The following is a 23,815-nucleotide window of genomic DNA, read 5'->3' as shown; positions in this document are numbered from 1 at the left end:
GAAGTTTAACTATTTTTTAACTTATTGATGAAATTTATTTTAAATAACTGACAATCAATGTGTTATATTTCTAAAATTTATAAGTAATATTTGAATAGAAGAATGTGCCATTGGTACCCATTTGTACAGAATCCCCCTGTTTTGTGACTTGAGGCACCCAAGATCAAAATTTCATAATTTCAAGAATCTTAGTTTTGCTTTCAGATAGTTGTAGCAGTTTAGATTTGACTTCCTTTGACCGTGGAAGTGCATAGGTTAATTGTTGTATATCGTTGATTTCTAAAATTGCTTTTTCGATAGAGATGCCTGTTTTATTTAGACATAGTCTTCTTTCAAGTTCCTTGTATAGTGTGTAAGCCATGAAGCATATGCATATGTGGGCCTTTATACGACCATTTTTTCTGTGATATATTGGTCTTGCCCGTAGGTCTGATTTCGATATTCTAAATGCTTTTTCCACAGTCCATAAATTAGCATAAGCCTTTATTACTTCTTTAGGGTCTAAGTCCGTGTTGGTGTTGTATCCTTTCAGCCCATCCCATTTACTATCCGCTTTATATCTATCATAATCAATTTCAACCTTTGTGTCCCCTTCTAGTTTGAGATACTTATTGTAGCCCCGGTTATTGATACTTTCCTTTGTTAGCTTTCCCGTGGCTACCTTCTTCTTCAGTTTTGTTAGACCTCGTTTCCTATTAAACTCATCTTTTCGCTGCCGTTTGGTGCTGAATGAGACTACTAAGCGTCCTTTACTTGTTATAAAATCGTGAGGCTTGGTTTCTGGGATGTTCGCTTCTAATATCAAGTTTCTGATATCTTCTTTTTCACTTTTTACCCGACCGCCTAAAATATATCGAAAACCTTCTTCTTCAAGTTTCTCAATGTTCTTTTTTGAAAGTAAGGCAGCATCTGCAACGACTATGGGTTTTGCTATCGCGTAGCGTTTACATATCTGTTCAATGGCAGGTACCAGTGTTTTAGTCTCAGCTGTATTACCTTCAAAAACTTGATAAGCAATCGGGTAACCGTTCGTACTCACCAAAAGACCAATCATGATTTGAGGGTGCTGGTGTTTACCGTCTTTGGAATACCCTATCTTTCTTAACTGATCTTCTTTGTCTGTTTCAAAGTACAATGTGGTCATGTCGTAGAATACTAGACCGATCTGATTGTTCAATATTTTCTTGGTGTAGTTAAATGTGATGCCCTGTATTATATTGATGACAGGTTCAGTAAGCTTGTCCATGTACCTATAAATTGCATGCACTCCCACATCAACCTTTGCATGTCGATGCAGGTACTCTACAGTACGCAACTTGCTACCGGGCATGACAAGGCGGCTGATGACAAGTGCTTTTAGATACTCTGTATCCCTAAGAGAACTTTCATAGCCCACAGTGTTGAACAACGAACCGAAAACCAAATCCGGTCCTATCAACTGGATATTTTCATTGTATAAAGAGGAAACAAATGCATCAATTGTAAGATCTTCCGATTCAATGAATAATGAAGGTTGTTGGCTTAGCTTGTCTATCTCAAAATTAGCAATCCGTTTAAGCAAATCTACCTCTTGGGATGTCCGTCCGACTCCAACAGTTTGCAATATCTTATTTCTTCTCCCCTCTTTTTTAAGAATCTGAATACTAAACGAGCCACTTTTATTCTTTTTCTGACGTACAAACATGTCATAAATATACACATTTGAACGGGCGAGGCACCCATAACAATCATTTGAAAATTGTAACATAACTCATTGTTAGATAGTTACAACTTATTAATTTGGATGGTCACAAAACAGGGGAAAAAAGCAGAGCTCACAGCCTACCAAAAGAAAAAAAGGCGCGATGAATTCAATGAGCGGAACCATATAGAGGGTAAGTTCGGACAAGCCAAGCAAGGCTATGGACTTAATGATATCAAAGCAAAACTAAGTGATACTTCATTCTCATGGATAGCCAACATCATATTCATAACCAACTTGGTTAAATTTGCAGAATTGAATAATTTTCAATTCTGAGTTTCTGAGGAAACCCTAAATATATGCAAGTAGCTCTTGGTAAGTTTTTTTTGCCTGTTCTTTATGTTCAAAAAATCATTATGAAGTCATTTAAACTTTTCTATTTTTTTCTTTTTAAATTTTTTTAGAGCTATGACAATGAATGACAAATAGTTAAATCCCAACCAGCTAGCTACCGTCGTATCAAACCTATTGAGCAGTGATCGAAAGCTGTCCATCCAAGCATTTGTCCGTTCTATGGCATACCTTTGGCCGTATAGGTCTTGGTCAAAATATTCGTCCCTATCTGCATTTCCGTTACGCTTGTTAAAACATATATTGGCATTGATTTCTTTGGCATCACAGGATTTTCTAAAATCTTTTGAATCGAATCCCGCATCGGCATTGAGAAACAGGCCTTCTACGGAAATACCGGCCTGTTCCAGTGTTCCGGTAACCACTTCAAATTGCACCTCAATATCGTAAAGGTCATTATGGTTGCCCGCTAAAGGCTCGGACATTGCAATGGGCAACCCTTGCCTATCGCTCAAATAGAGCGCATTAGTGGTTTTTCGCTTCTTTCTTCCTTGATATTCCGCTTGTTCCCCTCCTCTAATCGCCGGCGTATGGCTTCCGTCCAGATCCACACTGGAAAGGTCCAGCTCTGATCTGTGCTTGTCCAGTATGCCTATCCAACAGGTCTTCCAAACTCCGTTGACGCTCCATTTTCGGTAATGGTAATAGACGGATTCCCAACATAATGGCTTTTTCTTAAAAAATACCTGCGTGGGCAATTGGTGCCATTGCACGCCTGTCTTGAGTTTGTAGAGAATGGCATTGACAATCTCAACCAAAGGGACTGTTGGGGGAAATCCCCGTTTTGGCAATGGTATGTGTGGAATAATTTCCATTTCTATCGTATCTTTGTCAAGTACTGTGTACATAATGGGTTGCTTTTTGATATTTTACGTATGGTAACGCAAATATCGGCAACCCTTTTTTGATGGCTTTAAAAAGTTTAAATCACTTCTATATAAACTTATCATGCACCTTAACATCCTTCCCACTATTCCACAGCGTTAGAATATCAGTTGCTACATGCGTACCACTCCCAGAAGCCATAGCAAACTGACTGCGCCATCCTGCTAAAGTGCCAGCCACATAAAGATTGGGTTCAATGAGGTGATCGGTGTTTTTCAACCAAATCCGTTTTTTTTCAATGGCTGCTCTTGGGTGGTCTTCAATATACTCTTCTAATCCGCTAATAGTTATTAAATTGGTGTAGCCAACCGCAATCACTACAATTTTAGATTGATAACTGCTTTTGTTCGTTCTAATATTAAAGTCAAAATTGGCTTTGGAAATTTCTAAAACCTTTTCTTTTTCTATTTGAGCAACGTGAGGGTATAAGTCGGACAATTGCTTTTTGCCGCTCTCTAAAATAGAAACACCCGTAGTTCCAGGATCTAACCCAAGCACATTATTAAATAATGCATTTTGTAAATGGGATGTTTTTTGATGCGTGATGATGCCAATACGCTTCGTGGCGGCAAAAGGTTTATGCTTAGCAGAACCCAATACCAAAGCGCACGATAAGCCTGCGGCACCACCGCCTATAATTAAGGCATCATACATTAGCGCTGCTCTTTTACTTTTTGCTCGATACGTTTGGATGTTCTCAAAATAAGCATCATCACGACGACACACAATGACGCGAGTATGGTGATAAGGGCGACAATACTAGCGCCTTCAAACGGTGCGTTATAATCAATTTGGGTCAAATTGAAAATGATTAATCCAATGGCAACAAGGCTTAATAAGGTGGTTAAAATTTTCATAAAACAAATTTAAATAATTTCAAATAAGGCTTTAATGTTATGCGCAAATAACTTAACAGCAATGGCAAGTAGCACCACACCAAACACTTTTCTAATAATGTTAATACCATTCGCTCCTAGAAAGCGTTCAATTTTGCCCGATGTTTTTAAAACTATAAAAATAATAACAACATTCAAAATAACGGCGACTATAATGTTTTCGGTTCTAAATTCCGCTCTTAGCGAAAGTAAGGTCGTTAAACTACCAGGACCTGCTATAAGAGGAAATGCTAAAGGAAACACAGAGGCTGTCATAGCTGTGCTTTCTTCCTGCTTATATAAGGTGATCCCTAAAATCATTTCTAAAGCAATAAAAAACAATATAAAAGAACCTGCCACGGCAAAAGAATTCACGTCTATACCAATAAGATTTAATATACTCTTTCCTAAAAACAAGAAAACTATTAAAATAGCGCCTGCAATTACTGAGGCTTTTCCACTTTGAATATGTCCCACTTTTTTTCTTAAATCGATAATAATAGGAATGTTACCTACAATATCAATAACCGCGAATAGTACCATGAAAGCGGTAAATATTTCCTTGAGATTCAATTGCATACGTTTGTTGTTTAAATTTTCGGCAAAAGTAGATGATTATCAGATATTATCGTCATTATAGAACCCTAAAGTTTGTCTATTTTTGCAAGATATGTATCAGTCCATGTCAGTGTTATGTTTCAAATAGGAAAAACGATTGTATCCGAAGATATTATTAAAAAGGATTTCATGTGTAATCTATCGGCATGCAAAGGCGCTTGCTGCGTTGATGGCGACGCTGGGGCGCCCTTAGAAAAAGATGAAGCAAAGATTCTAGAGGCTATTTACTCCAAGGTGAAACCCTTTTTACGAAAAGCAGGTATAGCTGCTATTGAAGCTCAAGGCGCCTACACCACGTCTGATGATGGCGAGTTAGAAACGCCACTAATAAATGGTGCCGATTGTGCTTATGTTATTTTCGATGAAAAACAGATAGCGCTATGTGGTATTGAAGAAGCTTATAACCAGGGCGAAATAGATTGGAAAAAACCACTCTCCTGTCATTTATATCCCGTTAGGGTGAAAGATTACAGCGAATTTTCTGCAGTAAATTACCACCAATGGGAAATTTGTGATGATGCTTGCGCTTTGGGCAAAGAACTGCAAATTCCTATCTATAAATTCGTAAAAGAGGCTTTAATTAGAAAGTTTGGTGAAGATTGGTACATGGAATTGGAAAAGGTGGCAAATTCTTAAAACCGCTTATTTTTTACAATTTCATGTGTTTATATGTACTGTTTTTTATAGGACACATGCTGTTCGCTATTAATCATTCCATTGGGTGATAAAGTTTTTAGCATGCTCGTTTCATATGAGCACATTTTTTTGTTTTCACTAAAAATGAAAATCCTTATTTTATAGTGTCTGCCACGATTTTTGTTATTACAATTTACTGATTATCAATTATTTAAGAATTCATCAAATTCAAGAGGAAAACTTTGAAAATGTTAAGATTTGTTAAAAACTTGTTGACAATGTTTATAACTATGCCTTTCTTTTTCAAGTGCTTTTTTGAATCTTTGTTAACCCAAATCGAAAGAATTTTTCGTCTAATATTCATTTAAAACTCCAAGTCACCATGTCACAGGCTATTGAACCCATTTTACAAGAAAACAAAGATCGTTTTGTTATTTTTCCAATACAACATCATGATATTTGGGAATGGTATAAAAAGCAAGAGGCTAGTATTTGGACTGCTGAAGAAATTGATTTACATCAAGATCTTAACGATTGGAACAATAAATTAAATGACGACGAACGTTATTTTATTAAACACGTTTTGGCATTTTTTGCGGCTAGTGATGGTATCGTAAATGAAAATTTAGCTGAAAATTTTGTATCTGAAGTACAATACTCAGAGGCTAAGTTCTTTTATGGGTTTCAAATTATGATGGAAAACATTCATTCTGAAGTGTATTCATTATTAATTGATACTTACGTAAAGGACGATAAAGAAAAAGACGCCTTGTTTAATGCTATTGAAGTATTTCCAGCTATTAAGGAAAAAGCAGATTGGGCACTTAAATGGATAGATTCACCAAGTTTTGCAGAACGTTTAATTGCATTTGCAGCAGTTGAAGGCATCTTCTTTTCAGGTAGTTTTTGCTCTATATTTTGGCTTAAAAAACGAGGATTATTACCTGGTTTAACCTTCTCTAACGAACTTATTTCAAGAGACGAAGGCTTGCATTGCGATTTTGCTGTGCATTTACATGAAAATCATATTGTAAATAAAGTGCCAAAAGAAAGAATCACTCAGATTTTAACCAATGCCTTAGATATTGAACGGTCATTTATTACAGAATCACTTCCAGCAAGTTTGATTGGAATGAATGCTAAATTAATGACACAATATTTAGAGTTTGTAACGGATAGATTATTAGGTGAATTTGGTTGTGATAAAGTTTACAACTCAACGAATCCTTTCGATTTTATGGACATGATTTCGTTACAAGGAAAAACCAATTTCTTCGAAAAACGCGTATCTGAATATCAAAAAGCAGGCGTGCTTAACAAAGAAGAAGAAAAGGACAAATTCAAGTTTGATGCCGATTTTTAAATAAAATCAATCCATCAAAAGGAAACTTTTGATACCCCGATTCACATAGGTTTCCCTCAGTAATCGGGAATAATTTAATGCTTTTATTAATTATTAACCAATTATAACTAAGCTTGAGCTAGGTGGCACCAGTTCAGAATTTTAGAACAGCTATTAACCCATTTTTCTGAAGGTGTGTCAGAAAATAAAAAAAACAATTATCAGTATGTATGTAGTAAAAAGAGACGGTAGGAAAGAACAAATCATGTTTGACAAGATCACCGCAAGGGTTCGTAAATTGTGTTACGGACTTAACGAATTGGTGGATCCATTAAAAGTGGCCATGCGTGTTATAGAAGGTCTTTATGATGGCGTAACCACTAGTGAACTTGATAATCTTGCAGCAGAAATTGCTGCAACTATGACGACTGCACATCCTGATTATGCACGTTTAGCGGCTCGTATTTCCGTTTCTAATCTGCATAAAAACACCAAAAAAACGTTCAGTGACGTGATGGAGGGTTTGCATAAATATGTGAACCCAAGAACAGGAAAGGATGCACCACTTTTAGCGGATGATGTCTATGAGGTCATTATGGCCAATAAAGAACGTTTAGACTCAACCATTATCTATAACCGTGATTTTGGGTATGACTATTTCGGTTTTAAAACTTTAGAACGGTCTTACCTTTTAAAGTTAAACGGCGAAATTGCTGAACGCCCGCAACATATGTTAATGCGTGTTTCAATAGGAATTCATTTAAATGACTTAGATGCTGCTATTGAGACTTACGAATTAATGTCCAAAAAATATTTTACGCACGCCACACCAACACTATTTAATTCTGGTACACCAAAGCCGCAAATGTCGTCCTGTTTTCTCTTAACCATGAAAGATGACAGTATTGAAGGTATTTATGATACCCTTAAGCAAACAGCAAAAATATCCCAGTCTGCAGGAGGTATTGGGTTGGCTATTCACAACATACGCGCCACGGGAAGTTATATTTCGGGAACTAACGGGACGTCGAATGGGATTGTGCCCATGCTTCAGGTTTTCAATGATACCGCTCGTTACGTAGATCAAGGTGGCGGAAAGCGAAAAGGAAGCTTTGCGATTTATATTGAAACCTGGCATGCCGATATTTTTGATTTCTTAGACCTAAAGAAAAACCACGGTAAAGAAGAAATGCGCGCACGCGATTTATTTTATGCGATGTGGATTTCAGATTTATTTATGAGACGTGTTGAAGAAAATGGAGAATGGACTTTAATGTGTCCTAACGAATGTCCAGGAATGGATGAAGTCCATAGCGAAGCCTTTGAAGAATTATATTTGAGATATGAAGCTGAAGGGAAGGGCCGTAAAACCATTCAAGCACGTGAGCTTTGGGAGAAAATAATAGAATCTCAAATTGAAACGGGTACGCCTTATATGTTGTATAAAGATGCGGCCAATCGCAAATCTAACCAACAAAATTTAGGCACCATCCGTTCTTCTAATCTATGTACAGAGATTTTAGAATACACCTCTCCAGATGAGGTGGCGGTTTGTAATTTAGCGTCCATCGCCTTACCCATGTTTATTAAAAACGGGGAGTTTGATCACAAGGAATTGTTTCGCATTACCAAGCGCGTTACAAAAAACTTAAACCGTGTTATTGATAGAAATTACTATCCGGTAATAGAAGCAGAGAACTCGAACATGCGCCATAGACCTATTGGCTTAGGAGTGCAGGGCTTAGCAGATGCTTTTATTCAATTGCGACTGCCATTTACAAGTGATCAAGCTAAGAAACTCAATCAAGATATTTTTGAAACACTTTATTATGCAGCTGTAACAGCTAGTATGGAGGAAGCTAAAGCCGACGGACCTTACCAAACTTATCAAGGTTCTCCAATAAGTGAAGGGAAATTCCAGCATAATCTTTGGGGTTTAAAAGATGAAGATTTAAGTGGAAATTGGGATTGGGGGAAATTGCGTAAGCAAGTCCTTAAACACGGGGTGCGTAACTCATTGTTGGTAGCACCGATGCCTACGGCTTCAACCTCGCAAATATTAGGGAATAATGAGTGTTTTGAACCATACACCTCTAACATTTACACCCGTCGTGTATTATCTGGCGAGTTTATTGTCGTGAACAAGCATTTATTAGAAGACTTAGTAGAACTCGGCTTATGGAACGATAGTTTAAAGCAAGATATTATGAGAGCCAATGGTTCTGTACAAGGTATCGATACCATTCCCCAAGACATTAAAGAGCTTTATAAAACCGTATGGGAGCTGAGTATGAAAGATATTATAGATATGTCACGTCAGCGAGGATATTTTATAGATCAGTCACAATCGCTAAATCTGTTTTTAGAGGGTGCTACGATGGCAAAATTAACCTCGATGCATTTCTACGCTTGGAAAAGTGGCTTAAAAACAGGTATGTACTACTTGCGTACCAAGAGTGCCGTTGATGCCATTAAATTCACCTTGCAAACCACCAAAAAAGAGGAGCCATCTGTCGAAGTGGTAGCGGTTGTGAATCAAGTCGGGCCACAAGAACAGAAACAACAAATGGCGGCCAAAAATGCGGCTAAGTTTGCACAACAGCAAGCTCCAGAAATAGAGCCCATGAGTGCTGAAGAAATGAAAGCACTTATAGCTCAAGCTAAAGAAGCAGAAGGGGACGACTGTTTAATGTGTGGTTCTTAATATTTAAGTGTTATATCATGAAAAGCACCTCGAAAGAGGTGCTTTTTTTATTTAAAAACATTCGGATTATTTTATTTAGTTTTTAAACACCCTATAGTTTTTTTATCTTCATAATCTATTTAATTCATCTTTTATGGTTAAAAAGTCTTTTTTCTACGGATTTTTAATTGTTTTAGGGATTTTACTTTATCTAAATCCAAATTTTAAAACAATTTCTGCTGGGGTTGCTATTCTACTCTTTGGCATGATTATGCTAGAAGAAGGATTTAGGGTTTTTACTAAAGGTCCTTTAGAAAACATTTTAAAAAACGCGACAAATAAGCTTTATAAAAGCATTACAGCAGGAGCAGTTACAACAGCATTCATACAGTCGAGTTCGCTAGTTTCAGTTATTACAATATCGTTTATAAGTGCTGGATTGATTTCCTTACAAGGCGGGTTGGGCTTAATCTTCGGAGCAAATATAGGCACCACTGCTACGGCTTGGCTAGTTGCAGGGTTTGGTCTTAAAATAAAAATCTCTGTTTTGGCAATGCCCATGCTTGTTTTTGGAATTATTTTTTCCTTTCAAAAAAGGATGTCGCTTAAAGGCATGGGAAATGTTTTAGCTGGATTGGGGTTTTTCTTTCTCGGTATTCATTATATGAAGGAAGGTTTTGATGTTTTTAAAGAATACATTGATTTGTCCCAATATGCCGTTTCAGGGTTTTTGGGCGTTGTTATTTATACAGGGGTTGGAATAATCATTACCACAATTTTACAATCCAGTAGTGCCACCCTAGCATTGATTTTAACCGCATTAGCCGCAGGCCAAATTGAATATGAAAATGCACTGGCATTGGCAATTGGGGCAAACATTGGCACCACCATTACGGCCGTTTTAGGGGCTTTAGGCTCCAATAGTGCCGGTAAAAGACTGGCTACTGCGCATTTTATCTTTAATATTATAACGGGTATGGTGGCTATGTTCTTAATATTTCCGTTGGCGCGATTAGTTAATATTTTATCAGAAGTATTTCAAATAGCGACTGATAATTACACATTGAAACTGGCACTGTTTCATACTATATTTAATGTATTAGGAGTTATTTTAATGCTTCCTTTTATTAAAAAATTAGAACGCTTTTTACTCCGTTTCTTTAAGGAAAAAATATATAAAGATATCGATGAACCTAAATATTTAAATCAAGCCGTATTAGAGTTTCCAGCTTCTGCGATTTCAGCGTTATTTAAAGAATCTAAATATTTATTTAAGAAAAGTGTATTCGAAATTGTAGCTCATTCCTTAAACATTCATAGAGAAGACATAAAATCTGGTGAGAAGCTTAAGCATGTCATTGAGAAATCTAAAACAGATTTTGAAACCGATATTGAAGGGCTATATTATAAAAAGGTGAAAACAATTTATGGAGAAATAATAAGATATGCTTCCATAGCTCAAAGCACATTAAGACTGAATAGTAAACAAATAAAAGCCATAACAGATATAAAAATTGCCAACAGAAAAATGGTGGAAATTATTAAGGACTCTAGAGAATTGAATAAAAACATATCCCATGTTTTACATTTGGAAAATGAACATTTACAGGATGAATATGATAGCTATAGAAAAAAAATAACAAAGGTTTTAAGAATTATATATTTGTTTAGAACTGAGAATGATACCGAAAAATATGCTTTACAATTAAACCAATTAAAGAAGGAAGCAAAAGCGAATGCGAGACATAGCAATAAATCGATAGATAAATTAATCAGAAAAAATTTAATTACCGCAGAAATGGCTTCATCATTGTTTAATGATTATACCAACGTAAACGATATGATTAAGAAACTTATTGATGTTGCCGAATTACTTTATGGTAGAATGGATTCTTTATTGGATGAAAACGGTAATCAATAAAAAAGCACCTCGGATGAGGTGCTTTTTTAATTTATTATATGACTTTTTAAATATTAGTCATTAGTCATTAGTCATTAGCCATTAAAGCGAAGAATTTGTCAATATTTGGAAGAATGATAATACGTGTTCTTCTGTTTTTTGCCATATTTTCCCTAGAGTCGTTTTCTGCAAGCGGCTGGTAGCTACTTCTACCCGCAGCAATCATTTTTTCTGGTGCTACATTATATTTTTCCTGTAGTTTACGCACCACAGATGTCGCTCTCAAAACACTCAAATCCCAGTTATCAGACATATTAACTGTATTTATGGTTCTTGAATCGGTGTGACCTTCAACCATAACATCTAAACTTGGTTCAGAGTTAATGACATCAGCTAATTTTTGTAATACATTATCAGCTTTAGAGCTTAATCTGTAGCTTCCGCTATTAAAAAGCATATTGTCCGCAATAGATATCATCACGACAGTTTCATTAATATTAACAGCAAAGTCATCATCTTCATTCATGTTACTTTCGCTTATCGTTTTTTCAAGATTGTAAGCCACCGCAAGATTCATAGAGTCTTTTAATGTTTTTGCCTCGCTTAATTTTGCTGCATCAACATTTTTTAAAGTTTCTCTCATCTTTTCTTTTGTGTCATTAGACATAACAGCGACGTTTTCAACCACTTCTAATTTAGAGTCGTTCTCTTGTTTAAGAGACATAATCTTACTGTTGTATGCTTCAACACGAGCTTGAATTTTGTCAAATTTAGCTTCTAAATCTTCTTTTTCAACTCTTGTTTTTTGTAATTCGCTTCTAATCTCTCCGTTCTCTTGCTCCAAAGCAATGTATTTTTTCTTTGAAACGCATGACAGGGTAATTACAACTAGTACTATTAAAACTGAAATTTTCTTCATAATAATGTTTGTCTTTAGGTTTAAAACATTTACGTAACAAATCATTAAAAAGATGTTTACAGTTTATTTTTTTGCAATTCTGATATCCGAAGTTAAACGGTTTCAATAATGTCCACACATCTTAGAAAAAGTCTTTATAAAATAGTTGTTTGTAAAAGTTTTTCGAAAAAATAAAATAATAGAGTATATAAAATATAGCACGAACAAAAAAACACCTTGAAAGAGGTGTTTTTAGTCTATTTATTTAGGTTTCTTTTATAGAATATTATCCTTTTCAACAACCGCATCTACAACAGGTATGGTTGCTATTGGTACGTTGGCATCATGAGCATCATGATATTCTTCAAGAAGATTCATTGTGCCTTTCAATAAGTCTTTAGTTTCTAATAGTATTCCAAAATACAAAGTGGTATTTTTTGGACTAGATTCTTCCGAGCGTGTCCGTTCAACTTGCTTTTGAATTTTTTCAGAAAGAATTTTAAAAACTTCTTCTTTACTATTTAAAATATTTCCTATTTGTTCAAAGGAGCGTGAACTAAAAGCATCTTTAGTATCGTTAAACAATTTATCAAGAGACTCATCAATTTCTTTTAATTCTTTAATTTGACTAAATTTTAATTTCTTATGATTATTGTTTACATGCTTATGGCTCACCTTAGAAATGTACTCTAAAGACTGTGTCATATCCTGTAAATATCCTAAAATATTAATATAGAAATTACTTGCACCAACACTAGATTCATCTAAATTTTTAATAAAATAGAATATATTATCACGCAAACCTTCAACTTCTTGTGAGAGTTTGATAATTTGTTTTTTATTTTTCTTAAGTAGGTCTAAATCTTGTTTAGCGAGACCATTAATGGCGTTCGTGTAAATTTTGTTTCCACGTTTAACAACGTTGGCAATATTGGCGGCGCTTTCATGAATAACACCTTGTACAGAACTGCTTTCGGCTTTAATTAAGCTATCTTCTTCTAAAGTTTTGTTCGATTTATTCTTATGGGATTTGTAATTTCTGTATAATAATATAACGGTTAAAAGCAACAATATTGGCGTCATAACTTTTGGATTCCAGTTAATCAAAAACACCACAATCCCAGATGCTACAAAGGCTCCAATAGCGGTTCCAAACCACCCTCCAATAACGTTTAATACTCCGGCTACGCGATACACAGCACTTTCTCTTCCCCAAGCTCGATCTGCTAAAGATGTTCCCATGGCCACCATGAAAGTAACATAAGTAGTAGATAAAGGTAATTTCATTGATGTAGCAATGGCTATTAATACGCCAGCGACCATTAGGTTAACCGAGGCTCGAATCATGTCGAATGCAGGTGCATCAATACTTTGGTCTTTTGACAATAAGATTTCTGGCTTGTTAAAACTTTTGCTAATACTGTCTTGCACAGATTGAGGTATTATTACGCTAAAGTAACTGGAAAGTTGAGTTGTCCCTTTAACAACACTTCTAGAGAGTCTGTTTGGCTCAAATTTTTCATGTGTTTCACCTTGTCTAGATAAACTAATCTCTGTTTCTGCAACAGATTTAGCTTTTTTTGAAAACCATAAAGTTAAAACCATGATACCTCCAGCGATGAATAATAATAATGGTTCTGCGGGGACTTTTTTTTGTAATACGGCCATAGACATTGTAGCATCCATGCCTCCAGCAATATACGCTTCATATGAATGATACGCAGCCATAGGTACACCTATAAAGTTAACTAAGTCGTTTCCAGAGAAAGCTAATGCTAATCCAAAAGTTCCAACCCCGATAACAAAAAGTAATACTGATTTCTTAGTGATTAACTCGAATAAATAAGAGAACAATGTCCAGAAAACAAAACTTCCAAGTATAATAAAGATTTCGTTACCTTCTAATAAACCTTTAAGTTCATTATAGTAAGGTGTTCCTTTTAATCCCTTTAAGAAAATAAAATAGGTAATAGCTGTTAAGGCAACACCTCCAAAAATTGTTCCAAAGCTCTTAATACGTTTTTCGTAGTTGAATGTAAAAAGAAGACGTGATACCCATTGTACAAATGCACCAACGGTAAACGCAATTAAGACAGATAGCAATATGCCACTGATAATGGTTAGTGCTGTTTCTGTATTTATGTAGTTTCCTAATTCGGCAAATGTTTCAGTCTCTGAGGCGCTTATTTTGATTAAAGACATGACTACAGCTGCACCCAATAAGTTGAATACTATAGAAACCGTAGTAGATGTTGGAAGGCCAAGTGTGTTGAAAAAATCTAATAATAAGATGTCTGTTATCATTACAGCCATGAAAATGAGCATAATTTCAGAAAACTCAAATTGAGCAGGCATAAATATTCCTTTTCTAGCCACTTCCATCATTCCGCTTGAAAACACTGCTCCTATGAATATTCCTATACTCGCAACAATCATAATGGTTCTTAAAGAAATCACCTTAGAACCAATCGCAGAGTTCAAAAAATTAATAGCATCATTGCTAACGCCAACTACAATATCTACAACTGCTAGAATTGTAATGGCAATCAACATAAATAAGTAAATATTATCCATAGGGTTTAATTGTAAAATGTTTGCAAATATCATGAGTTTTTATAATTAACGTGTTACCGAATTGTTATTTTTTAAATTAAAAATGAATATCAAAACCAAGTCTAAATGTGATATTGTCTTCATTACCATCTAATGTTGTATAACTCAGGTCGCTTTGTACTTTCAGTTTATGCCCGACGATGTATTTTGAAGCACCTAAGGTATATTGTTTTGAAGGCAATGTATTCGTAACTGTTTCATAGTCTACGGTAGTAAAACGGCCTGCAATTTCATAATTACTTGGAAATAAATATCCAGCCTGTAGGTTTAAGGCGCTTCCTATTAAAACAATATCATCAGTAGGGGTAACACCATCAACATCTGTAGCTATTGGGTTGTCTGCAGTTCGTTTCGCGTATTCGCCCATAAAAGAAAACCCATTGTACTTAAACATGGCGTCTGCGAATATGGTGGTAATATCAGTTTGGTATAGTGAACCATCACTTTTAAACATATAATCGCCTAAAACACTACGTTCTTTAACAGCATCTTCATTCAAATCATAAGTAAATCCTAACATTAACTTTGGGGTCGCTTCTCTTTTTAAATCCGATTGACTATAATCCCCTTTTGATTGGAATGTTCCAAAAGGTAGAAATTCCAAACGGGCTGTATATTGTAAACCACCTTCATTACCTTCGGTAACATTGCGGCCCTCACCTTGAGAAATGGCAATTTTTTCTCGCATTAAAAAGTTACCACTTATTTTTGTTTTATGACGTAACTGTATACCAAGGTCACGATCAATATTAAAGCCACTATTTAATAGGGAGCGATCTATTAATTGCAGGTTTGCAGAAGATACGACACGCTCCACATTACCTGGTAATTTTGTCTGACCTGCCCACAGTTCAAAATTCTTGGCGAAATTCCACATAATAACCGCATCCAAGATATACCTTGGCGCATTACGGTTAAATTGGTTGGCACCAGAAATATCCCTATTGGATAAGCCTAATTCTAATTTGTATCTCAATTTAGGACTGTATGCAAAGCCGTCAAATTTTAAGCGTGCCCGTCTTACAATAAAGTTGTGTTCAGGACTTTCATATGAACTGTCATTATGATCCCAAGATGAAATAGAGCGTACTTGAAAACGGGGTGCAAATTTTATACTGAATGAACTGTCTTTGGCTACAAAATTAATCAAGCCTTTTCCAAATGAAGTGTCACTGATTTCTTGTGCATGAATAGTAAGTAAAGTACTCAGGGCAAGTACCAATGAAAGTTTAAGTCTCATTTTCATTATTAGTTTTTGTCGATGCAAAGAACTAACAGAAATGTTAACCGAATGTTTCCTAATTGTTAAATATTAAAACAAAAAAAGACTGCCTTGGCCTAAGGCAGTCCCATTAGAAATCATGATAATGTAGTCGACAAAAACTAATAGATTATATGAAATACTAATTGTTTTGTCTTAAGACAAAGCAAATATCAAGATTTAAGGTCATCTGAATGTCATCTTAATATTAATTATTTATTAATAATGCCATGTTATATTTTTATATCAAAATATTGAAAATCAGACAAATATCAATTTAATGTTAATTTAGTGTTACGTAATAGTTGCTTTAATGTTATGTAATTTGTATATTTATAGTATAATGTTAAACCCCCATAATTATGAAGAAGTTATTTTTACTTTTTGCCTTTTTAATTACTGTGGTCTCTTTTGCTCAACAAAAGAGAGATTTAAAACTTAATAAAGACACAAACTTAATTGATGTTGTTTATTATCATGACAATGGTGTTGTAAGCCAAACAGGGTCTTACACGGTAGATGGTAAATTACAGGGTGCGTGGTTAAGCTTTAATACAGAAGGTGAAAAAATCGTTTCTGCAAATTATGATAATGGAAAAAAAGTCGGCAAGTGGATTTATTTAATAGATGGAGCTTTAAAAGAAGTTGATTACACAAAGCATGTAGCTTCACTATAAAAGAAATAAAAATTCATAAAAAGCATCCTAATTTAGGATGCTTTTTTGATTATAATAGGTTATAGATTATTAGTTTCCTACGGTCCAGCTTGCTCCCCAAGTGGCATAGTCTGTCCCTGTGCCAAGACCAATTCCGGCAATAAAATCTACTTCTACAAAAGTTTCTCCGGTATCATTTTTAAATTTTGTGGTAACATCGGTAAACGTGACGTTGGTGACATCCAAATCTCCATTTAAAACACCGGTTCCTGTTGGGTTATCGCTACCTGCTCCAGCATCACCATCAAGATCAAAGCCTTCTTCAAAACCTTCAATTAAAATATTATCAAACAATCCTTGAGTGCCTGCTCTTAATCTAATAGCTTCGCTACCAGTTCCTGAACCTAAACCAATAATAGTAACATCTTTCACCGTAGGTTTAGACCAAAATTTAGGACTGGATAAATTTCCAATATCTGTATTATATCCATCACACTCAAACCCTTTATCATGATCTGCACCATGTTTTACATAGGCATTGGTAACCGAGCCTGAAAAGCCTTCAGTCCAATCAATGGAATCATCTTGACAATTAATTACCACAGCATGATTTACCGCGACGCTACCACCAAAAAACTCGATCCCATCGTCTGCACCTTCATAAGCTTGAATATAGTCTACCGTCGTACCTGCACCTACACCGTAAAATGAAAATCCGTTATTTTCTGAAGATCCATCTGCAGCACCTCCAGAATACTCTACGCGTACGTAACGAATAATTCCTGAGCTGTCTGCGGTTTCAGTTCCGCCGTAAGGCAAGCTACCAATTTCAGAAGTCGAGGTTGCACTACCAGTTACTGAGTTAATTGGGGCTTTTCCTAAAATTATTAAACCGCCCCAGTCACCAGCTGATGGATTTGCAGATCCAGAAGTCATCACAATTGGGTTGGTAGCAGTACCATTGGCAATAATTCTAGCACCTTGAGAGATAGCAATATATACGTCGGCTCCAGTGGTAACCGCTTTAATGGTAACCCCTTCACCAATAATTAAATTGGCACCATCGGCCATAATTACCGGGCCACTTATGGTGTAGGTTTTATTGGCATCTAGAACTAAATCTGAAGCGTATTCTGCTGCACTAATTGGAATGTCTTCATCAGTACTACCACCGCCACCGTTGTTGTTAATAACGCTGTTATCTGTGATATAGATATCGGCAGTATCATCTGAAGCGCAGGAGTTAAAAAGCAATATTGTAATTGCTAATCCTAATAATAAATTATTTTTCATCGTTTCTAAGTTTAATGTTTGTTTATATTTTATTGGTTAAAAGTGTTTTTAAAAACTGTATTTTAGTTGTAATCCTAGATTCATTCCTTTTTTGTAATTTGAAACATCTTTTCCGTTAGGAGAGGTCACAACAATTTTACCTTCTGTGGTGTTCCTAACAAATTTGATTGTTGGATCTAAAATATTTTTTGCGGATAGATTAATTTCGAAATACGCACCTATTTTGTTTTTAAGAATAAAATCTAATGTTGGAATACCCTTTTCAATTACGTTGCCTAATTGACCCGAACCTAAAGCATCAATTCTATCGGAAAAATAAGAGAATGCTAATGTGGCAATTGGCTCATAATTTTGAAATGATTTTGGCGAATAGTTAATATCTGCATTCATTATAAAAGGAGAAGCGCCTTGCAGTTCTTGCTTATCTTCTACAAAACTCACATTAAAATTGCTCCCTACGATATCTGAATACAAATCTTGCTCTGTATGCATGTATGTAGCGTTCAGTCCAACTGAAAGTTCTGCATCATTATTTTCATTCGTAATGATATTTTTACGTATTTCTGCTTCTACACCAAGAATCTGTGCCTTTTCTCCTGTTCTGAAAAACCGTTGTGTTCCTGTGGCATCAAAAGCGACTACTTGGTTAACAGGGTCTTCAATCTGTTTGTAGAATGCTCCTAAGGAAATGATTTCAGATTTGGTTACAAACCATTCATATTTTAAATCGAGATTTAGAATTTTAGAATAGGACACATCTTTTACATTGGTATAGTTAAAGCCTTGTTTCTGCCCTAATAAATCTGGATTCCCGCCAATACGTTGCGACACGCTTTCGTAAACAAAAGGTGCCACTTCTTTAAATTCTGGTAGAGAGATTGTTTTACTGGCTGAAAAACGCAGATTTTGATCATCATTCAAAGCATATTTAACACTTAAACTAGGTAAGTAAACCACGGCTGATGCACTTACATTGTTTTTACCATTAACCCCTAAATTAATGACGTCGTACTCAATATATTGGTCAAAAGACTCTACTCTAAGTCCTGGTACAAAAAGCCATTTATCGGCCACTGTAATTTCAGCATTTAGATAGCCAGCATATATATCTAATGTGCCATTATATGTGTTTTCTGGTACACCGGGTCTGTTCGTGTTGCTTAAGGTTGGTGTAGGTTTAATGACTTTTATTTCATAAACACCTTCATTGCTAGTAAGGTTTAGGTTTTCTAAAGTGAAGATATTATCAAGCGTGTTCACATTAGTAACGCCGCTATTATCAACAATGTCATAACCGTATCTAATATTGTCAAATCTACGTTCTTTATTACGGCCATTGTAGCCTACATTCACCTTTATGGTTTCTGAAGGGTGGTAAGCTAAGTTTAAGCGGCCATTTAACTCTTCATCTTGTATATTCTGAAAGTAACGTTGGTTATCAAAATCGACATTACTATAAAATACAGGATTGGTGTTAGGGTCATTATCCAATGCAAATTGGTAATTTTCAAAACTTAATCGCTTTCTGTCAGGTTCATGTGCATTCACAAAGTTGTGACCAACGCCCCATTCAACTTCTAGTTTTTCAAATTTATGGGTGCCCATAAGTTGGTTGACATAAATAAGATTCTGGTTGAATTGAATGTTTTGCTGATAAAAACCTTCATCCGTATTTAAAATAGCATCTCTATTTCTTCCTTTGCCATCTATACCGAAATATCCAATTTTATCGGAAGAACTATTCACGAATAAAGAATTGAATTTAATAGTATTGGAGTTATCTATTTTATAATTGATGGACGCCATAGCAGTTGTGGTCGTGCCATATTCAAACTCTTCAGCTTCTTCAAAAGCTTTTTTCTCAACATTGGTATAATCTACATTTGACCCTTTTCTGTATTGAAAATCATTTCCGAAAGCTCCCGTAGCATAAAAACTTAATTTGGACCCATTTTCGAAATGAAAAGATTTCCCAAAAGCACCACCAAAACTTGTGTTTATAGGCGTGCCTACATCAACAGGGTCAAACCCATGAGACAATATTACCGCGAAAGGATTATGGGCATATCTATTATAGAAGCCGAAGTATCCTGTGCCTTCGCTTCTAACAAAATCTTTGCCAATGGCGTTGGTGTTAATCTCAGAGCCAACAGAAACATCAAGAAAACCATTACCATTATAATCCTTAGAAGAAATATCGACATTGCCCGCAGCAAAATCACCATAAAATCTAGATGCATATGCTTTACTAATGGAGACATTCTCAATAACATCAGAGGCAAATAAATCCAAATCAATATTTTTCTTATTGACATCGTTTGAAGGTAAGGATAAACCATTCATGGTTGTATTTAGATACCGATCGCCCAAACCTCGAACATAGACGTTGCTTGATCCTTCCTGTTTTGAAACCCCCGAAATTTTTGCAACAGCGCCTGCGGCATCACTAATGCCTTTTCTAGATAATTCTTCGGCACCTATACTTTGTTTGATCTCAACTGCTTTTTTCTGTTCTAGTAATAAAGCTGTTTCACTTTCTCTTTTGGTGGTTGTTGTAATGACGACTTCATCCAATGAGGCAGCACTGGCATTCATAATAACATTAAGCTCTGTTTCTTTTCCTGCTATAACTTGAACAGGTATTTCCTGTGTTTCATAGCCCACAAAACTAAAACTCAGAATCACATTTCCGGGTTCTAGATTATCAAATCTATAAAAACCATCAATATCAGATGTTGTTCCTGTAGTCGTCCCTTTTACCAATACGTTCGCAAAGGCTAATGGTTCGTTGTTATATTCTTTATCTGTTAACTGTCCTATTATAGAATCCCTGTTCTGAGCGTAAGTAACAGTAGTTGCTAACAGTATAAATAATAGTATAAATTTCTTCATCGATTTTCTCATAATTTCCTATGGCAAAGAAACCATCACTTTGGAAATAAGGTGTTATGTTAAGATTAACGAACCGTAATAAAAGCGTTAGCTAAAGGTTACCTTAACGTTGCTTGAAATGTGAGGTGATTACAATTAATTAACATTGGAGCACCATTGAAAAGGAATCTTTTTAGCGCTGTAGTAATGAAAATGAAAAAGCATTCGCTTAATTATTCAGTATCTAGGAATGGTTGTTGCATAAAAAATCGCCGTTCCCTTAATTTAAGGGAACGGCGATTTTTTATCTATAATTTTATGATGCTAGTTATTTGAACTAACCGGATTTTCTGATTTATCTGCACTTGCCATGGTTAACATGAGGTCATCTAATGAGAGCGTGCTTGCTCCTAAAAACTGTTCAATATGTGCTGTTTTATTAGAAGCTAATGTGACTTGCAATGTTTTAGACTCGTAACCAACAAAGCTACAGATTAAGTTGTAGGTGCCCGCTTTTAAATTTTCGAATTGGAAGAATCCCTTGTCATCAGATAGGGTTTCATCTCCCGTTTCTTCAATTACTACTTTGGCATAAACTAATACGGAATTATCAGATTCAAGATCCAGTAGCCTACCATTAATTGAATGCTGCTGCTGAGCAAAAGAAAATGCTGATGCTAAAACGGCCAATATGAATAGAATTTGTTTCATTCAAATAATCATAATTAATGCTTATGCAAATAAAAATCTTAATTATAACCAGAAGGTTACCTAAATATTAAACAACCGTGATTAAAAGGTTACCTTAATGTTATCAAAAAAATTAATTCGAAGAAGCTGTTTTAACCACAGGTCTTTTAACGAATTTAAGTATCTTGTCGTCGCTTAAATTTATATGATGAACTGGGAACAACTACTATCCTTAAAGCGCTTTGGCGATACTAATAAAAGGTTAAGAAAAGAACAAGATGAAACCAGATTGGGTTTTGAAGTGGACTATGATCGCGTTATCTTTTCTTCCGAATTTAGAAGCTTGCAAGACAAAACGCAAGTGATTCCCTTATCTGAAACAGACTTTGTACACACCAGGCTCACACATAGTTTGGAGGTCAGCGTGGTTGCGCGTTCACTAGGAAGGCGCGTAGGTAAAAAATTGTTAGAAAAACATCCGCACTTACAAAATATTCATGGCTATCAGCCAAATGATTTTGGTGCCATTGTAGCTGCGGCTGCCTTAGCGCATGATATCGGCAATCCGCCTTTTGGACATTCCGGTGAAAAGGCCATAGGTGAATTTTTTAAAACAGGTGAAGGCGTTAAATACAAAAGCGAACTAAGCGACAAAGAGTTTCAAGATTTGTGTGATTTTGAAGGCAATGCAAATGGCTTTAAAATTTTAACCGAAAGTAGGGCGGGTAGAAGAGGCGGTCTTCGTTTAAGCTACGCCACACTGGGTGCTTTTACAAAATACCCCAAAGAGTCGCTTCCTAAAAAGCCCACAACTCATATAGCAGATAAGAAATACGGTTTTTTCCAAAGTGATAAAGAGGCATTTCAAGATGTGGCCATGGAGTTGGGTTTAGTGAATCGCAGCAAAACAGATATCAGTTATTCAAGACACCCTTTGGCTTATTTGGTAGAGGCTGCAGATGATATTTGCTATACCATTATTGATTTTGAAGATGGTATAAATTTAGGGCTTATTCAAGAAGAATTTGCATTAGAATACTTAATCAATCTTGTGCGAGATCGAATTAAAACTGAAAATTATTACGCTCTAAAAAGTAAAGAAGACCGCGTAAGTTATTTAAGAGCGCTAGCCATCGGGACGTTAATTGATGAGGCTGTAAATCTTTTTATGACGTATGAAGAGGCTATTTTAAGTGGTGATTTTGATTCGTCGTTACTCGATAAAAGCAAATATGAAGCACAGATTAAAGACATTATAAAAATTAGTGTTGAAAATATTTATCAATCTGCTGAGGTGGTGGATAAAGAAATTGCGGGATACGGTGTTATAAATACCTTATTAAAAACCTATACCAATGCCATTAATAATTGCTTTCACAATAGGGCTTCAAATTATGACAAGCTTATTTTAAAAGTATTGCCTAAATCAATCGATGTGAGTCAATCCAGTTTGTATGAACGTTTATCTAGTGTGTGCTACTATGTGTCCTTGTTGTCGGATAGTAAAGCCATTTTAGATTATAAGAAAATAAAGGGGATTAATTTTTAATTCAATATGAAAGTAAACTCTATTTATCGTTATAAAATGTAAGGGATGTTATAGATTGGTAGTATTTTTTTAATGAACTTATTTAAAGTTTTTATTGGGATAGAATTTTTTCAGGGCAATTACTATAAGGGCTAAAAAGTTAAAGCCTTTCCAACTGGCTATAGTTGTGTCGAACCTGTTCAACAAAGAGCGAAAGCTGTCCATCCAAGTATTGGTGCGCTCCACACTATATCGTTCTTTATATAATCTCCCGTCAAAATAATAATCGTTTTCGCTATTTCCGTTCCGTTTGTTTTCTGCCAAATTGGCCATGATTCCTTTAGCCCCGCATTTATCCCTAAGTTTTTGGCAACCAAATCCTGCATCTGCATTTATAAATAACCCATCCACATTGATTCCTGCTTCTTCCAATGTTCCAATAACCCCCTTCAAACTGTACCTCTATATCAAACAGGTCATTGTGGATGCCCGAAACAGGCTCGGACATGGCCAATGGCAAGCCCTATCTTTAGGTAAGGTACAGGGCATTTGTGGTCCTGCGCCTTTTTCTACCCTGATAGCCAACCTGTTCCCCTCCTTTTAATGCCGGGGTATGGCTGCCATCCAAGTCGCCACTGGACAGGTCAAGTTTTGATTTGTGGGAAGACAATAAGTGGATCCAACAAGATTTCCAAGCCCCTGACCTGCACCATTTGCGATAATGGTGGAATACAGATTGATAATTTAGGGCAGATTGCCCAAACAAACTGTTTATTGGCAAGAATTCCCATTGAACGCCCGTCTTTAACTTATACAAAATACAGTTTACGATCTCGGCCAATGGGGCTTTTGGCTTTGGGTCCCGCTTTCCTATTGGTAAATATGGGACTATTTCCATTTCTATCATATCTTTGCTCGGTACTTGGTACATAGGGTTGTGTTTTTTATGTTTCGCAACGCAAATTTATACAGCC

General features: G+C 35.7%; 17 protein-coding genes and 2 pseudogenes. 7 read left to right on the top strand and 12 right to left on the bottom strand.

Annotation, left to right across the window (positions count from 1 at the left end; genetic code table 11):
* Positions 1 to 163: 163 nt before the first annotated feature.
* Positions 164 to 1,747 carry an IS1634 family transposase gene (locus FAF07_RS09360; protein ID WP_142784860.1) on the bottom strand — a complete coding sequence of 528 codons (1,584 nt, stop codon included), beginning with the start codon at positions 1,745 to 1,747 and terminating at the stop codon, positions 164 to 166.
* Positions 1,748 to 1,804: 57 nt separating this feature from the next.
* Between FAF07_RS09360 and FAF07_RS09355 the strand changes: the two are divergent.
* A pseudogene (locus FAF07_RS09355) lies at positions 1,805 to 1,999 on the top strand (transposase); the annotation flags it as partial.
* Positions 2,000 to 2,103: 104 nt separating this feature from the next.
* Here the strand turns inward: FAF07_RS09355 and FAF07_RS09350 are convergent.
* From FAF07_RS09350 to FAF07_RS09335, 4 genes are all read right to left on the bottom strand, one after another.
* Positions 2,104 to 2,940, bottom strand: a complete 837-nt coding sequence (locus tag FAF07_RS09350; RefSeq protein ID WP_142784858.1) for an IS5 family transposase — start codon at positions 2,938 to 2,940, stop codon at positions 2,104 to 2,106.
* 85 nt (positions 2,941 to 3,025) lie between these two features.
* Complete coding sequence (locus tag FAF07_RS09345) at positions 3,026 to 3,631, bottom strand: FAD-dependent oxidoreductase (RefSeq protein WP_142784857.1); 606 nt, start codon at positions 3,629 to 3,631, stop codon at positions 3,026 to 3,028.
* Entirely contained in the window at positions 3,631 to 3,834 is a 204-nt protein-coding gene (locus FAF07_RS09340) for a hypothetical protein (protein WP_142784856.1), read from the bottom strand. The genes FAF07_RS09345 and FAF07_RS09340 overlap by 1 nt, the downstream gene beginning before the upstream one ends.
* A gap of 9 nt (positions 3,835 to 3,843) precedes the next feature.
* The gene (locus tag FAF07_RS09335) at positions 3,844 to 4,431 is read right to left on the bottom strand and encodes a MarC family protein (RefSeq protein WP_142784855.1); all 588 of its coding nucleotides are present in this window, start codon (positions 4,429 to 4,431) and stop codon (positions 3,844 to 3,846) included.
* A 114-nt stretch (positions 4,432 to 4,545) separates the two neighbouring features.
* On the opposite strand from FAF07_RS09335, the gene FAF07_RS09330 reads away from it, so the two are divergent.
* The 4 genes from FAF07_RS09330 to FAF07_RS09315 all read left to right on the top strand — a co-directional run bounded on the left by FAF07_RS09330 (position 4,546) and on the right by FAF07_RS09315 (position 11,052).
* Positions 4,546 to 5,106, top strand: coding sequence for a DUF3109 family protein (locus tag FAF07_RS09330; RefSeq protein ID WP_142784854.1), 561 nt, complete (start codon positions 4,546 to 4,548; stop codon positions 5,104 to 5,106).
* Positions 5,107 to 5,488: 382 nt separating this feature from the next.
* Positions 5,489 to 6,469, top strand: coding sequence for a ribonucleotide-diphosphate reductase subunit beta (locus tag FAF07_RS09325; protein WP_142784853.1), 981 nt, complete (start codon positions 5,489 to 5,491; stop codon positions 6,467 to 6,469).
* Between the two features lie 205 nt (positions 6,470 to 6,674).
* Positions 6,675 to 9,152, top strand: coding sequence for a ribonucleoside-diphosphate reductase subunit alpha (locus tag FAF07_RS09320; RefSeq protein WP_142784852.1), 2,478 nt, complete (start codon positions 6,675 to 6,677; stop codon positions 9,150 to 9,152).
* 133 nt (positions 9,153 to 9,285) lie between these two features.
* Positions 9,286 to 11,052 carry a Na/Pi cotransporter family protein gene (locus tag FAF07_RS09315; protein WP_142784851.1) on the top strand — a complete coding sequence of 589 codons (1,767 nt, stop codon included), beginning with the start codon at positions 9,286 to 9,288 and terminating at the stop codon, positions 11,050 to 11,052.
* Between the two features lie 67 nt (positions 11,053 to 11,119).
* Here the strand turns inward: FAF07_RS09315 and FAF07_RS09310 are convergent, their stop codons facing one another.
* The 3 genes from FAF07_RS09310 to FAF07_RS09300 all read right to left on the bottom strand — a co-directional run bounded on the left by FAF07_RS09310 (position 11,120) and on the right by FAF07_RS09300 (position 15,782).
* Positions 11,120 to 11,950, bottom strand: a complete 831-nt coding sequence (locus tag FAF07_RS09310; protein ID WP_142784850.1) for an OmpA/MotB family protein — start codon at positions 11,948 to 11,950, stop codon at positions 11,120 to 11,122.
* 255 nt (positions 11,951 to 12,205) lie between these two features.
* Positions 12,206 to 14,503 (bottom strand): inorganic phosphate transporter, encoded by a 2,298-nt coding sequence (locus tag FAF07_RS09305; RefSeq protein ID WP_142784849.1) that lies wholly within the window; start codon positions 14,501 to 14,503, stop codon positions 12,206 to 12,208.
* A gap of 76 nt (positions 14,504 to 14,579) precedes the next feature.
* Complete coding sequence (locus FAF07_RS09300) at positions 14,580 to 15,782, bottom strand: porin (RefSeq protein ID WP_142784848.1); 1,203 nt, start codon at positions 15,780 to 15,782, stop codon at positions 14,580 to 14,582.
* A gap of 383 nt (positions 15,783 to 16,165) precedes the next feature.
* Between FAF07_RS09300 and FAF07_RS09295 the strand changes: the two genes are divergently transcribed.
* Positions 16,166 to 16,480, top strand: a complete 315-nt coding sequence (locus tag FAF07_RS09295) for a toxin-antitoxin system YwqK family antitoxin (RefSeq protein ID WP_142784847.1) — start codon at positions 16,166 to 16,168, stop codon at positions 16,478 to 16,480.
* 69 nt (positions 16,481 to 16,549) lie between these two features.
* On the opposite strand, the gene FAF07_RS09290 is transcribed toward FAF07_RS09295, so the two are convergent.
* From FAF07_RS09290 to FAF07_RS09280, 3 genes are all read right to left on the bottom strand, one after another.
* Positions 16,550 to 17,752, bottom strand: coding sequence for a multidrug transporter (locus FAF07_RS09290; RefSeq protein WP_142784846.1), 1,203 nt, complete (start codon positions 17,750 to 17,752; stop codon positions 16,550 to 16,552).
* A gap of 48 nt (positions 17,753 to 17,800) precedes the next feature.
* Positions 17,801 to 20,644 (bottom strand): TonB-dependent receptor, encoded by a 2,844-nt coding sequence (locus FAF07_RS09285; RefSeq protein WP_142784845.1) that lies wholly within the window; start codon positions 20,642 to 20,644, stop codon positions 17,801 to 17,803.
* Between the two features lie 303 nt (positions 20,645 to 20,947).
* The gene (locus FAF07_RS09280; RefSeq protein WP_142784844.1) at positions 20,948 to 21,334 is read right to left on the bottom strand and encodes a carboxypeptidase-like regulatory domain-containing protein; all 387 of its coding nucleotides are present in this window, start codon (positions 21,332 to 21,334) and stop codon (positions 20,948 to 20,950) included.
* Between the two features lie 187 nt (positions 21,335 to 21,521).
* Between FAF07_RS09280 and dgt the strand changes: the two genes are divergently transcribed.
* Complete coding sequence (gene dgt / locus FAF07_RS09275; protein ID WP_142786577.1) at positions 21,522 to 22,862, top strand: dGTP triphosphohydrolase; 1,341 nt, start codon at positions 21,522 to 21,524, stop codon at positions 22,860 to 22,862.
* 78 nt (positions 22,863 to 22,940) lie between these two features.
* Here the strand turns inward: dgt and FAF07_RS09270 are convergent.
* A pseudogene (locus FAF07_RS09270) lies at positions 22,941 to 23,772 on the bottom strand (transposase).
* Positions 23,773 to 23,815 lie beyond the last annotated feature (43 nt).

The organism is Changchengzhania lutea, from assembly GCF_006974145.1.
GTDB classification, from domain to species: domain Bacteria; phylum Bacteroidota; class Bacteroidia; order Flavobacteriales; family Flavobacteriaceae; genus Changchengzhania; species Changchengzhania lutea.
This window is presented reverse-complemented; position numbering and strand designations above follow the sequence as displayed.